The 13,699-nt window shown below is 71.0% G+C and carries 12 protein-coding genes; all 12 read left to right on the forward strand.

The window, feature by feature from the left end:
• The first annotated feature begins 40 nt into the window (after positions 1–40).
• The 12 genes from ACWPKK_RS04320 to ACWPKK_RS04375 all read left to right on the forward strand — a co-directional run bounded on the left by ACWPKK_RS04320 (position 41) and on the right by ACWPKK_RS04375 (position 13,587).
• Entirely contained in the window at positions 41–628 is a 588-nt protein-coding gene (locus ACWPKK_RS04320) for a DUF6931 family protein (protein ID WP_452001287.1), read from the forward strand.
• 4 nt (positions 629–632) lie between these two features.
• Positions 633–1,901, forward strand: coding sequence for a type VI secretion system-associated FHA domain protein (locus ACWPKK_RS04325; protein WP_452001289.1), 1,269 nt, complete (start codon positions 633–635; stop codon positions 1,899–1,901).
• 55 nt (positions 1,902–1,956) lie between these two features.
• A complete protein-coding gene (tssK, locus tag ACWPKK_RS04330; protein WP_310114162.1) occupies positions 1,957–3,291 on the forward strand; it encodes a type VI secretion system baseplate subunit TssK in 1,335 nt (444 codons plus the stop codon).
• A 30-nt stretch (positions 3,292–3,321) separates the two neighbouring features.
• Positions 3,322–4,080 carry a hypothetical protein gene (locus ACWPKK_RS04335; protein ID WP_324871806.1) on the forward strand — a complete coding sequence of 253 codons (759 nt, stop codon included), beginning with the start codon at positions 3,322–3,324 and terminating at the stop codon, positions 4,078–4,080.
• Positions 4,077–6,251, forward strand: a complete 2,175-nt coding sequence (locus ACWPKK_RS04340; protein ID WP_452001291.1) for an MFS transporter — start codon at positions 4,077–4,079, stop codon at positions 6,249–6,251. Before ACWPKK_RS04335 ends, ACWPKK_RS04340 begins: the two co-directional genes overlap by 4 nt.
• 5 nt (positions 6,252–6,256) lie before the next feature.
• Positions 6,257–7,330: an ABC transporter substrate-binding protein gene (locus ACWPKK_RS04345; protein WP_452001293.1), complete on the forward strand. Its 1,074-nt coding sequence runs from the start codon at positions 6,257–6,259 to the stop codon at positions 7,328–7,330.
• A complete protein-coding gene (locus ACWPKK_RS04350; protein WP_452001295.1) occupies positions 7,327–8,175 on the forward strand; it encodes a GNAT family N-acetyltransferase in 849 nt (282 codons plus the stop codon). The genes ACWPKK_RS04345 and ACWPKK_RS04350 overlap by 4 nt, the downstream gene beginning before the upstream one ends.
• Positions 8,176–8,207: 32 nt before the next feature.
• Positions 8,208–8,999: a hypothetical protein gene (locus ACWPKK_RS04355; RefSeq protein WP_452001296.1), complete on the forward strand. Its 792-nt coding sequence runs from the start codon at positions 8,208–8,210 to the stop codon at positions 8,997–8,999.
• Complete coding sequence (locus ACWPKK_RS04360) at positions 8,996–10,468, forward strand: HAMP domain-containing protein (RefSeq protein WP_452001298.1); 1,473 nt, start codon at positions 8,996–8,998, stop codon at positions 10,466–10,468. The genes ACWPKK_RS04355 and ACWPKK_RS04360 overlap by 4 nt, the downstream gene beginning before the upstream one ends.
• A gap of 9 nt (positions 10,469–10,477) precedes the next feature.
• Positions 10,478–12,631, forward strand: coding sequence for a PP2C family protein-serine/threonine phosphatase (locus ACWPKK_RS04365; RefSeq protein WP_452001300.1), 2,154 nt, complete (start codon positions 10,478–10,480; stop codon positions 12,629–12,631).
• Positions 12,632–12,762: 131 nt separating this feature from the next.
• Complete coding sequence (locus tag ACWPKK_RS04370; protein ID WP_324871814.1) at positions 12,763–13,101, forward strand: STAS domain-containing protein; 339 nt, start codon at positions 12,763–12,765, stop codon at positions 13,099–13,101.
• A gap of 87 nt (positions 13,102–13,188) precedes the next feature.
• Entirely contained in the window at positions 13,189–13,587 is a 399-nt protein-coding gene (locus tag ACWPKK_RS04375) for a response regulator (RefSeq protein ID WP_149223352.1), read from the forward strand.
• Positions 13,588–13,699 lie beyond the last annotated feature (112 nt).

The raw sequence follows: 13,699 nt of genomic DNA on the forward strand, positions 1-13,699 counted from the left end.
CCGTCCACACTGGGACGGATTTTCAAGCGGGGTTGGGACGGTGGACATCGGGCTTTTGCCGAAGTTGCGCTTTGCCCGCGCGGCCGAAGCGGTCGCGGGGCTGGACCTGTCGACGGAAGCGAAGGCGCTGTACGCGCCGAACGCTCCGACGGCGGTCTTCCTGAAGGCGCTGATCGACGCCGAACTGTATGCGGACGCCATCCGGCTGCTGGGCATGGCCCTGCCGCGGCGCGAGGCCGTGTGGTGGGGCTGCCTGTCGGCCCGCGGCGCGCTTTCGGCCGAGCCGGCGCCGGCCGATGTCGCGGCGCTGGAGGCGGCGGAGGCCTGGGTCTACCGCCCGACGGAGGAGAACCGCCGCGCCTGCTTCGCGCCGGCCGAGGCGATGAATTTCGAGACCGCCTGCGCCTATGCCGCCATGGCCGCCTTCTGGTCGGGTGGCAGCCTCGCCCCGCCCGACGCGGCGGTGGTGGTGCCGCCGGGCGACGGGCTGACCGGGACGGCCGCCGCCGCCGCGGTGCTGATCGCCGCCGCGGCGGTGCCCAAGGAGATCACGGCCCGCCATCGCGCGTCGCTGGTCCAGGCGTTGGACATCGCCAACGGCGGCAGCGGCAAGGTGGGGGCGGCGTGATCCGATGAAGCTGCGCCTGACCCTGATCCAATGCCCGCCCGCGCAGGGCGGCGACATCGCCCGCGATCTCGGCACCGGACGGCTGGTGATCGGCCGCGGTCCCGACTGCGACTGGGTGCTCAACGATCCGGAGCGGATGCTGTCCAAAATCCACTGCATGGTGGAGTTCAAGGGCGGCGTCTACATCGTCATCGACAGTTCCACCAACGGCGTCTTCCTGAACGACGCGCCGACCCCGATCGGCCGCGGCAACTCCGCCGTGGTGGGCGAGGGCGACCGGCTGCGGATGGGCGGCTTCGTCATGCGCGCCGGTTTCGCGGCGGAGGAGGCGCCACCCGCCAACGACCCCTTCCTGGCCGTGCTGCGCGGCTCCGACGAACCGGCGCCGTCGCCGGCGGCCTCGCCCGGGGACGATCCCTTCGCCCTGCCGGCCTTCGGCCGCGGACCGGTGTCGGTGATGCCGATCCCGGAGGACGACGATCTGTTCGGCGACTTGCCGCAGCCGGAAGAACGCTGGAGCGGCAAGCAGGGCGGCGGCTGGCAGCAGACCGCGGCGGGGAACGCGTCCGGCGGCGATCCCGATTGGGCGGGCTCCACCCAGACCGACTTCTCGCCGGACAGCCTCGGCACCATCCGGGTGTCGACCGAGCAGGCGGGGTTCGGCAACGCCAACTCCAATGCCGGCTTCGATGCAGGCTTTGACAAGGGCAATGGCGGTACGTCGATCCCAGACGATTGGCTGGATGATCCTGTCGAGCTGACACCTGCAGCCCAGCCGTCCAACCCGGCTCCTGCCCAGCCCTTCGCGGCGCAGCCGGCCACCCCGCCCGCCATCCCGCCTGACGATTGGGCCGAGGAGCCGCTGGTCCCGCCGGCCTTCGGTGCGCGTCCGTCGCCCTTTGCCACCCCGTCTGCCGACCCGGCCTCCGACGCGCTCAGCCGCGCACTGGTCGATGTCGTGCTGTCGCTGGTGCGGCGGCAGGCGGCGCTGGAGGCTCTGCTCGGCCTCGACCCGGACGAGACGATGGCGCAGGGGGAGTCGATCCTGCGCCGCGCCGTGGATGCCGACGACGCGCTCGCCCGCCTGCGCGCCCTGCCACCCGCCGAGGCGGAGGCATTGCTGCAGGCGGCGGTGTCCGACGGTGCGGCCCACCAGTCGGCCCTGCTGGCCGCGGTGCGCGAGCTGACCGGGGAGACCGCCGACGGCGGCACCCGGCTGGCGGCGCTGTACCGCCGGCTCCTGCCGATCCACCGCCACGCGCTGGGCGGCTGACGGGAGGACGGGGAACCATGGCAACGACCATCAGCCTGCAAGAGGGAAAGCGCCCATGAGTTGGGACGACAAGGTCATCTGGTCCGAAGGCATGTTCCTGCGGGCGCAGCATTTCCAGCAGCAGGACCGCTATGTCGAGCGGCTGGTGCGCGGCCGCGTCGCCGGCATCCGTCCCTTCGCCTGGGGCATCAGCGAACTTACCATCAACCGCGAGCTTCTGGCCGTCGGCAAGTTCGCCGTCCTGCGCTGCAAGGGCATCCTGGAGGACGGGACGCCGATCAACATCCCCGACGACGACGATCCGCCGCCGCCGCTGGACCTGCCGGAAACGCTGGCGAACAGCGTCGTCTACCTCGCCCTGCCGGTCCGCCAGCGCGGCGGCGTGGAGTTCGAGGTGGGCGAGAGCGCCGACGCCGCCACCCGCTATGTCGGAGAGGAGACGGAGACGGTCGACGCCATCGCCGGGTCGGCCAGCGTGTCGCGCATCCGCACCGGGCGCCTGCGGCTGCGCTACCGTCTGGAGCGGCAGGAGCGCGCCGGCTACCACTGCCTGGGCCTCGCCCGCATCCAGGAGGTGCGGTCCGACCGCCATGCTTCGCTGGACGAGCGCTATATCCCACCGGCCCTGAACGTCCAGGCGCTGGCCCCGCTGGCCGGCTTCGTCACCGAGATCCAGGGACTGCTGAACAGCCGGTCAGAGGCGCTGGCCGCCCGCGTCGGCGGTTCCAACGGGCGCGGCGCCGGCGAGATGGCCGACTTCCTGATGCTTCAGGTCGCCAACCGGTCGGAACCGCTGTTCGCCAACATCGCCCGCATGCCCGACATCCATCCGGAACGGCTGCACGGCATGATGCTGGGGCTGGCCGGCGAACTGGCGACCTTCACCGCCGTCAACAAGCGCCCGCCCAGTTTCCCGCCCTACCGGCACGAGGATCTGCAGGGCACGCTCGAACCCGTGATGGCGGAGATCCGCCGGTCGCTGAGCGCGGTGCTGGAACAGACCGCCATTCCGATCGACCTGCAGGAACGCAAATACGGCATCCGCGTCGGCACCATCGCCGACCGCTCGCTGATCACCACGGCGACCTTCGTGCTGGCGGTGCGGGCGGACATGCCGGGCGAGGCGTTGCGCCGCAACTTCCCCGCACTGGTCAAGATCGGCCCGGTGGAGCAAATCCGCGAACTGGTCAATGTACAGTTGCCCGGAATCCGAGTAAGGCCGCTGCCCGTCGCTCCGCGCCAGCTGCCCTACCATGCCGGTGCCGTGTATTTCGAACTCGAACGCGGTAGCCCTATTTGGAAACAGCTTGCAACATCAGGCGGAATCGCGGTTCATCTAGCGGGTGATTTCCCCCAGGTGGCGATGGAGCTTTGGGCGATCCGTGGCTGATGCATCACCTTTTCCTGTTGTAGGGACACCATGAGGCTGGGCGGGGTGCTGGCCCTGCGCACCGGCGCCGTGATCGCGGCGACGGTCGCGACCGCCGTGCTGTTGTCGGTCGCGCTGTCCGGACTGAAGTTCGAACAGAAGCTGCGCGAGGTCACCGGCTCCCGCCTTGCGGTGGTGGCGGACGAGATGCGGCGCCGGGTCGAATACGGGCTGACGCTGGGTCTCGACCTGTCCGAACTGGTCGATCTGCAGGCACAGGCCGAACGCGCGGCCTCCGGCGAGGAAATCCTCGGCGTGGAGGTGGTGGACGACCGTGGCGTCATTCTGTTCGCCGCCGACCGCAACGCCGTCGGCCAGCCCACTCCCGTGCGCTGGGGCGACGACGCTTCGGCCGGAACCCTGCGCCAACAGATCGCCGGCGATGTCCTGATCCTCGGTTCGGACGTGCGCAACAGCTTCGGGCAGACGGTGGGGCAGGTGATCCTGCGCTCTTCCCTGGCCGGGCTGAAATCGCGGGTTGCGACGGTCGAGGAGGGGTTGCGTGGCAACATCCTGGCCCTGGTCGGTGTCGCTGCGCTGGTGACGCTGGCCGCCGTCTTCGTCGTGGTGCGGCAGCGCGGCGGACGTGGTGGATTGGCGGACGGCACCGCGCCGCTGGGCATGGTGCGCGATCGCCTGAATCACGGCATCGCCGACGCCGATCACGCCATGGAGGAGTTGGAGCGTGAATTGGATGCCATGGCGCCGAATGCCCCAGGACCACTCCCAGTGAAGGGCGCGGTGACATGAGCGATCCGGCCCGCGACACCTCCGCCAAGCCGTCTGCCAACTCGACCGCCAAGCCCGCCAGGCGGCGCGACCCGATCAGCGCGCTGGTGCTGCGCCTGACCATCGTCACGGTGGCGGTCCTGCTGCTGGCGGCCGGTGCTGCCTCCTGGCTGTCGCTGCGCAGCTTCGACCCGCTGTTCCAGCCGGAACTGGCGCGCAAGGCGCAGACGGTCGGCGACCTGATGGGCGCGCAGATCGACCGCGGGCTTGGCGTCCGCATTCCGCTGGACCGCATGGCCGGCCTCGACGCCCTGCTGGCGGCGGAGGTCGAGCGCCACGACGACATCGCCTACATCGCGGTGACCGGCCCGGACGGGCGCATCGTCGCCGCGGCGGGCGGACCGCTGGCCGGCATCACGGCGCTGTCGCCGGACCGGCTGACCGGCCCCGCCGACGGGCGGCTGGCCCGCGGCTTCGTCGACGTCCAGCGCCCGCTGGGCGATACCGGCAATCCGGCCGGTGCGCTGCATGTCGGCGTCGACAGCGCCTTCCTGGCCAAGGCCTCGACCGACCTGGCGCTGGACGTACTGTCGGTGGTCATCGTCTCCGTCCTGCTGATCTTCGAAGTGCTTCAACTGGTGGTGAATCTCGCCATGCGGCGGGTGCTGACCCTGCGGCTGCTGGCCGACCGGGCAGAGGAGGGGGATTTCCGCGCCACCCTGCCCGAGATACCCGGCCCCCTGGCGGCATCGGAGGACCGGGCGCTGGAAAGCGGCGTGCGCGCTGCGCTCGACGGCGTCAACGCCCGATATGCCGGCCTCGCCGCGCGGGTGGCGGAGCTGCGTCGCCGTCTGGGCGGCGACGACCCGCGGATCGGCCGGGCGGAGGCCGGGCTGTCGGCGCTCGCCCGCCGCTTCCGCTTCCGCGATCCGGACTCCGCGCGTCCGCCGCCGACGCCGCTGAACCTCGTCTTCCTGCGGTTGCCGGTCTTCCTGTTCTGCCTGTCGGAGGAGCTGTCGCGCCCCTTCCTGCCGGCCTATGCCAAGTCCTTCGCCGGCGAGGTGCCGTGGCTGACGCCGGACATGGTGGTCAGCCTGCCGATCACGCTGTTCATGCTGATCTGGGCGCTGTCGCAGCCGGGCGGCGCCCGCTTCTCCGAACGCTGGGGCCGGTCGCGCGCCTTCACCATCGGCGCCCTGCTGGGTTCCGTCAGCCTCGCGCTGACCGCCTTCGCCGGGTCGCTGGCCGAACTGATGCTGTGGCGCTGCCTGACGGCGCTCGGCTATGGGCTGGTGCTGATCACCGCGCAGGGCATCGTCATCGACCACACCACCCCGCGCAACCGCGCCGCCGGCATGGCGATGTTCATCGGCGCGCTGCTGGCCGCCGGTGTCTGCGGTCCGGTCAGCGGCGGCATCATCGCCGACCAGATCGGCTTCCGCGCCACCTTCCTGCTGGGGGCGCTTCTGGCGCTGGGCTCCGGCCTGTCGGTCAGCCTGCTTCTGCTGCGCGGCCGCGGTGCGGCGCAGTCCCACTCCGGTGCCGCTGCCGGTGCGGCGGCCCGTCCGGCGATGGGCAGCGCCTTGCCGCTGTTCCGCGACTTCCGCTTCTCCGCCCTGATGGTGCTGAGCGCCATCCCGACGAAGATCGCGTCCACCGCCTTCCTCTTCTGCCTCGTGCCGTTGCTGCTGACCGCGGACGGCGCGTCGAAGGCGGAGATCGGGCGGGTGCAGATGATGTATTTCGTCGCCTTCATCCTGGTGTCGCCGCTGGCCGCCAGCCTGTCCGACCGCTGGCAAGCCCGGCGCGGCTTCATCGCCGCCGGCGGCATCGGCACGCTGGCGAGCTGCCTGCCCATCATCGCCACCCAGTCGCTGTGGGGGCCGCCGCTGGCCATAGCCCTGTTCGGCCTGTCGCAGGCGCTGGTCGGTGCCCCGCAGCTGACGCTGGTCTCGCAGATCGCCCGTGACGGCGGCCTGCCGGAGACCGCGGCCATCGGCTGGTACCGGCTGATCGAACGTCTGGGCGGCGCGCTCGGCCCCGTCACCGCGATGGCGGTGGCGGTCGCCACCTCCTACCGCGAGGCGATGCTGAGCATCGGCCTGCTGTGCGGAGCGAGCGCGCTTCTGTTCTGGATCCTTTTCCGCACCGGGCGCCCGGCATCCCCCGCCGCCCGGCCACAGGAGGCTTGACCGCGATGAGAATCGACGAAAGCGATCTCCTCCGCATCCGCCGCCGCTCGCTGCTGCGCCTTGCCGCTGCAGGCGGGCTGGCCCTGCCCGGACTGCCGCTGGCCGGCAGCTCGCTGATCGGATCGGCGCTGGCCGCCACGGTGCCCGACAAGACCTTCCGCATCACCATGGTGCTGGGCCGCGGCGAGAGCGACAACGAGTTCGGCTTCAAGGACTATCTGGCCCGCCGCGGCCTGAAGGTGGACTACACCATCCGCAACACCGGCGGCGACACCGCCAAGCTCCCGGGCATCATCCAGGAGATCAAGGACACGCGCCCCGACCTCGTCTACAGCTGGGGCACGCCGCAGACCCGCGCGCTGGTCGGCCCCCATGACGGGGCGGACCCCGCCAAGCACGTCACCGACATCCCCGTGGTCTTCACCTTCGTCGCCGCACCGGTCGACGCGAAGATCGTGCCCGACCTCGCCCGCTCGGGGCGCAACGTCACCGGCACCATCCACATCGCGCCCATCGCGGTGCAGCTGAACACCATCCAGGCCTATCGCCCGATCAAGCGGCTGGGCGTGGTCTACAATCCGCAGGAACGCAACTCCGTCCTCACGGTGGAGGGGCTGCGGGCCGAGACGGCGCTGCGCGGGCTGGAGCTGATCGGGGAGCCGGTCCCCCTGAACGACCGCGGCGAGCCGATCTCCGCCGCGGTGCCCGATGCACTGGCCCGGGTGGCGAGGCGCGGCGGCGAGGTCCTCTATATCGGACCCGACACCTTCATCGCCTTCCACAACCGCACGGTCGTGGCGGCGGAGGCGTTGCGCCTGGGCTTGCCGACCTTCTCGGTGACCGAGCTGATCGTGCGCACCGACAAGGCAATGCTGGCGCTGGCGAGCAGCGCCTACGGCATCGGCCGCTTCACCGCCTTCAAGGCGGCGCAGATCCTGGTGGACGGCGTCAGTCCGGCTGAAATTCCCGTGGAAACGCTGAAGCGCTTTTCCGTCATCATCAACATGGCCACGGTCCGGGCGCTGGAGTACTACCCGCCCATCGGCCTCCTGAATTTCGCGGAAATCATCGAATCATGAGCGCCCGCATCCCCATGACCCTGCCGTTCGGCGGAACCCCCCTGTGTGGCGAGGCCGCCCGCGCGGTGGCCGCCGTCCGCCTGCAGGCGCTGGCCGCCGACCTGCCGGACGGGCTGACCGCCCGCATGATGGACCTGGACGATTCCAACCTGCTGGCCGACTTCCGCGTCCGCGTGGTGGCGACGCTGGAGGATCCCGACCATTACCGCATGGCGGGCGAGGTCGGGAACTTCGTCGCCGACCATCTGGGCGACAGGGGGCTGACCGCCGGCATCTTCCGTCACGAGGGGCGCGCCGGGGAGAAATCCGGCGGCCGTCTGGTCGCCTATGGCGCGCTGGGCCTGCCGTCCGGCGACGATCCCAACCGGGGCCGCGACCTCGACCTGCCGGAGGCGGAACTGCCCTGGGTGGCGCACATGTCGTCGGCGATGGTCGATCCGTCCGAGCGCGGGCGCGGCCTGCATCACCGGCTGATCGACTGGCGGATCGAGGTGGCGGAGGCGCTGGGCCGCCGGCACCTGATCACCACCGTCAGCACCCGCAACCACCGCAGCTGGGGCCATCTGGCCGGCCACGGCATCTATCCGAAGCGGCTGGTCCGCGTCGGCGGCGATCTGGTCCGGCTGCTGGTCCACCGCGACTTCACCGCCGATCCGATCTTCGACACCGCCAGCGCCGAACTGGTGGCGGTGGAGGAACTGGCCGGGCGCTGGGACGTGTTCGAGCGCGGCCATGTCTGGGGCCGCGTCGCCGCGGGCGACGGTGCCGCGCGCCGCTGGTACGCGCTGTGCGGCCGGGAAAAGGCTCCTCTGGAGCATGACGGGACGGGGCCGGGCGGGCGCTGAGGCGCGCGGCCGGCTGAAGGGGGATGGCCGGGATGGGATCGGGGAGTTTCGGGGCGCGGCTGGCGGCGTTCGTGGCGGTGGCGGTGTTCGTCTCCGCACTGTCCGCCGTCGTGCTGTGGACGCGCGAACAGGCGCGCCGCCTGGACGAGGCGGTGACCTCCCAGGTCGGCTTCGTGCTGAGCGAGGCCAAGGCGTCGCTCGAGACCCAGTTGAACCTCGGCCTCTCGCTGGGTGACCTGCCGCAAGTCGACGGGCTGCTCGCCCGCGCCCGCGTCGCCCTTCCCGGCATCCAGTCCGTCACCGTTCTGGACGAGACCGGCACCGTCCTGTTCTCCACCAACGCGGTGGAGGTGGGCGAGCTTCTGCCTGTCCGCACGGGGGCTGAACCCAATTCCGGCGTCAGCGGCTTCTGGTCGGAGGAGCGCGGGGACGAGCGGGTCTACGGCGTCGGTCTCGCCACCAGCTTCGACACCGTGGCCGGCAGCCTGCTGGTCCGCATGCCGGCCGGCGCGATGGCCGAACCGATGCGCCATTATGCCCTGACCCTCTCCATCGGTGCGGTGCTGATCGCGCTTCCGCTGGCCTTGCTGGGCTGGCTGGCCGGCCTGCGGCTTGCCGCCGGACCGCGCCGTTCGCTGGCCGACCTCGCCACGACGCTCGAAGGGCTGGGGGAGGGCGGTCGCATCCGCGCCGAAGCGCCGGCGCAATCGCCGCAACAGACACTCGGGCTGCCGGCCGCCGCCTTCACCGATGCGGTGCGGCGGCGCCTGACCATCCTGGACGAGGCGGAGCGCGAAGTCGCACGCCTGGACGAACTCGCATGACGACCCGCAGCGCCTCCCGCAGCCCTTACCGCGGCCCCTCCGGCGGCCCCTCCGGCGGCCCCTCCGGCGGCCATCGTCTGTTCATGGTCGGCATTCCGGCCGCCATCCTGCTGGCGGCTACCCTTGCGATGGCCGGCGTCGGGCTGCTCGGCACCTGGCTGGCGCAGGACCAGCTGGGAGAGGCGCGCGCCGCCAAGGCCGCCGCGGTGGCGGAGGCGGTTCAGCACGACCTGGAACGCGCCATCGCCTACGGCATTCCCCTGCCGCGCATCGAAGGGGTCGGGGCCTTCCTTCAGGGTGTTGCCGGACGCAACCCGGACCTGGGCTTCCTGGCGCTGACCGGTGGGGACGGGGGACTGCTGCAGGGGGCGGTGAATACCGGCGGCGGCATCGACGCCGCCGGGCTGCAGGCGCTGACCGCCGGCCTGCGCGGCCTGCCGACGCCGGAGACCCGTGCCGCGACGCTCCAGCCGATCGAGCGCGACGGCCTGCTGATCCTGAGGGTGCCTGTGCGGGTCGGCCGCCTGTCGTCGGAAGGCGGCGGCGGCGGAGTGGGCCAGCCGCCGGCCGGCCATGTTCTGGTCGGCGTCCAGCCGCAGCAGGTGCGCGGCCAGATCGCCGAGGAACTGGCGACGGTGGCGCTGGGGGGGCTGGCGGTTCTGGTGCTGCTGGCCGAACTGGCCGGCGTTCTGGCCCGCGCCAGCTTCCGCGCGCCGTTGCGCCGCCTCGCCTTGGCGATGGCGGAGGCGGTGGACGGGCGTTTCGCCACCCTGCTGGGCCGCCGTCCGCGCGATCAGGTCGGCCGGCTGCTGTTCGCGTTCAACGCCGTCGTCTTCGGCCTGCACGATCGCCGCCAGCGCTTCGCCGCCCATGCCGACGAAGTGCGCGCCGCCGTCTTCGATCCGCAGGTGGCCTCCGCCGTCGAAGACACCCGCCTGTCGGCGCTGACTGCCCTCGGTCCGGGCCTGGAGGCCGCGCCGCGCCGCGAGATCGATTCCCGGTCCGACGATGTCCTTGCCTTCGCCCTGCTGTCCGCCGCCGCGGCGCCCATGCTGGTTCTCGCCGGCAGCCTTTCCCTGGCCGGTCCGGCGCTGGCCGCTGCACTGGTTGGTGCCATTGCCGGCTATGCCGTACCGCCCGGCTGGCGCCGTGTCGCGGCGGTGCTGAGCGCGCTGGCGCTGTTGTCGGCGGCGGCCGTGCTGCTGCTCGGCGGTACCGCGTTGCCGGCCGGATTGGCCGGTGGGCTGGCCGGCGGTTTCGCCGCCGGGCTGGCACTGTCCTATGTGCGCCGTCAGGCGGCGGACGGCGGGCAGCTCTCGCTGCTGCGGGCGCTGGCCTCCGGGATCGGCGCGGCCCTGCTGTGGGCGGCGGCGGTCGGCTGGGACGGCGGGATGCTCGCGGCATCCACGCTGTTGCCGGCCGCCTTGGCCGCGCTGCTGGCCCGTCCCATCGTCGTTCTGCGGAGCTGAGAGGCCCAGATGCTGCTTCAGACCCGCATCATTCTGTTCGTTCTCGCCACCGTCACCGTGGTGGCCGGCCTTCTCCTCGGCTTTGCCGCGCTGCGCGAGGATGCCCTCGACCGCCGTGCGCGCGAGCTGGAACTGGCCCGTCTCGAAACCTCCTGGCAATTGGCAGTGTCGGGCGCCGTCGGGCGCATCGACCAGGGGCTGGGCCGGCTGGCCGGCGATGCCGAGATCGCCCGTGCGGTGGAGGCGGAGGACCGCAGCGCCCTGGACCGGCGCGTTGCGGCGCTCGGCATCGTCGCCGCGCCCGCCACCGGGGGAATCACCGACGTCAACCTTCTGTCGAAATCGGCGGAACTGCTCTACAGCACCGACCCGGCGCTGGAGCCGGAACCGCTGCTGAACCGCGGCGCGCTGGATGCCATCCTGTCGGGCCAGAAGCTGGCGCGAGGCGTCCGTCTGGTCGACGGCGAACGGCTGGTCGTGGTGGCCGGCGTGCCGATCTATGCCGGGACCGGGGCCGGCGGCGGTGCGGGCAGCGGGGCCGGCGTTACCGGTGCCGCCGTGGCCGGGCTGGATTTCGTCGCCGCGCTGGACGTGCTGCGGCGGACCACCGGCGGGCGCGTCTTCGCCGTGACCCGCAACGGCACCGCCTTCGACGGGGAAAGCGATCCGCTGTGGCCGGCGGTCAAGCCGCTGATCCGTCCGGCGGACCGCAGCATCACCACCATCGCCGGCGGCGGGCGCCGCTACGCGCTGGCCAGCCTGCCGGTCGCCGACCTTGCCGGCGGGCGCGTCGCCACCGTGCTGATCGCCAGCGACGTCACCCAGGCGGTTGAGGAGCAGGCGCTGTGGTCGGTCGCCTATGTCGCGGCGGTCGGGCTGGTGCTGCTGGGCGCGCTGGGCCTGCTCTACGGCTTCCTGCGGCGGAACTTCTCCACGCTGGACGGGGCCGTGAAGGCTTTGCAGGATCTCTCCCGCGGGCGCGCCATGGGCTATGTCGAGCTGCCGGCCGGCAACGACGAGATCGGCCGCATCGCCGGTGCCGTGGAGGTCTTCCGTGGCGTGATGCGCGAGATCGAGCGCAGTGCCGGCCAGCGCGAACGGCGCCTGCGCCGCCAGCAGCGCTTCATCCGCCGCCAGATGGAGGCGCTGGCCGTCACGCTTGAGGAGGATGCCCGCCAGAACCTGCTGGAGGAGTTGCGCCAGATCGAGGCGGAGACCCACGACGCCCAGTCCGCCCAATCCAAGGGGGTCGGCGACGAGTTGGGGCTGCTGGCGCTGGGCTTCTCGCGCTTGGCGACGCGGGTCAGCACCCAGCAGGTGCAGCTGACCCAAATGGTGCGCGACCTGCGAGAGGCGCTGGATGACAAGCGGCGGCTGATCAGCCTGCAGCAGGAGTTGGAGATCGCCCGCACCATGCAGCTGACGATCCTGCCGCAGGTCTTTCCCGATCTGCCGGAGTTGGACATCGCCGCGCGGATGATCCCGGCCAAGGAGGTCGGCGGCGATTTCTACGATTTCTTCCCGATTTCCGAGCACAAGGTGGCGCTGGTCATCGCCGACGTGTCGGGCAAGGGCATCCCGGCCGCCTTCTTCATGCTGATCACCCGCACCATGCTGCGCGCCATCGCCGAATCCGGCGTCGGTCCGGCGGAGACCATGCGCCGGGTCAACAACCTGCTTGCCGCGGAAAACGAACAGATGATGTTCGTCACCGTCTTCTACGGTGAGCTGGACCTGCGCACCGGCGTGCTGGCCTTCTCCAACGGCGGCCACAACCCGCCGCTGCGCATGACCGCCTCCGGCGCGGTGAAGGAACTGGAGCGCACCCCCGGCATTGCGCTGGCCGCCATGCCCGACATGCCCTTCGGCGAGAAGACCGTGACGCTGGACACCGGCGACATGGTCGTTTTGTTCACCGACGGCGTGACCGAGGCCTTCAACGGTGAAGACGTGATGTATGGCGACCCGCGGCTTGTTGCCGCAGTCGCCGGGCAGACCAATGCCTCGGCGCGCGACGGGCTGGACGGGGTGCTGACCGATGTCGCCCGTTTTACCGCCGGTGCGCCGCAGTCCGACGACATCACTTGTCTGGTCCTGCGCTGGCGTGGGGCGGCGGACGCGCCCGTCGCCGTCGTGGCGCAGCTGTCCGATCCCGTCGCCTGACACCAGGAAATCGATGGCGGTAGCCGTCCCGTTGTACTGCGAATGCATCGTCGGACCGGCGAGGGCGTGCTATAAGCACGGGGTAGGAAAGATTCGGGTAAGATCCAGCTAAGGCAAGGCGAGGGCAGGGGATGAATATTACCGAACAGTCGGTCAACGGCGTCACCGTGCTGCGCGCGGACGGCCGCATCGACAGCGGCAATGCCGCCCAGTTCGAGGCGGCGCTGCTGTCGGTCATCGGGGCCGAGGGCACGCGGCTCGTTGTCGACATGGAGCGGCTTTCCTACATCAGTTCTGCCGGGCTTCGCTGTCTGCTGGTCGCCGCCAAGGCGGCCCGGGCGAAGCGCGGAGCCATCGCCCTGTCGGCCATGGCGCCGCACATCCGCGAGGTGTTCGACGTCAGCGGCTTCTCGTCGCTGTTCGAAATCCATGCCGATGCGGCTGCCGCCGTCGCGGCGCTGGGCGGATGACAGCGGGGGCAAGGCGTCGGGGGTTTATTCCGCCGGCTTCGGCCGGCCTTGCGATAAGGCGGTTCCCGAAAAGGGGCCGGGAGTGTGATGGGAAGTGCCATTCGGCCAAACATCCTGGTTGTTGAAGACTCGCCGGCCGTACGGCTGTCCGTGGCCGGCTATCTGGAGGGTCGCGGTTTCGACGTGACCGAGGCGGAGAATGGCCGTGCCGCCATTCGCGCGCTGGACCGCCGCAGCTTCGACCTGATCGTCACCGACGTGCTGATGCCGGAGGTGGACGGGATCGAACTGATCAAGGCGGCGCGCACCGCCCAGCCCGACGTGAAGATCCTCGCCATGTCCGGCGGTGCCCCCAACATGCCGGCGGGCTATCTGCTGAAGATGACGCGCATGTTCAATGCGGATGAGATCATCTACAAACCCTTCCTCAACGAAGAGTTGGGGGCTGCGGTTGCCCGTCTGCTCGACCGACCGCTTGCAAATTAAGCAGTTCGAAGTCTCTGCCCAATATTAGGGCGCAAAAGAAAGCGGCTTCGGTGCATGAAGCGCCGAAGCCGCAAGTGATGCGTGGAACCAACCGCTTCCTGCCACGCAAGCT

It is taken from the genome of Azospirillum largimobile, assembly GCF_977007025.2.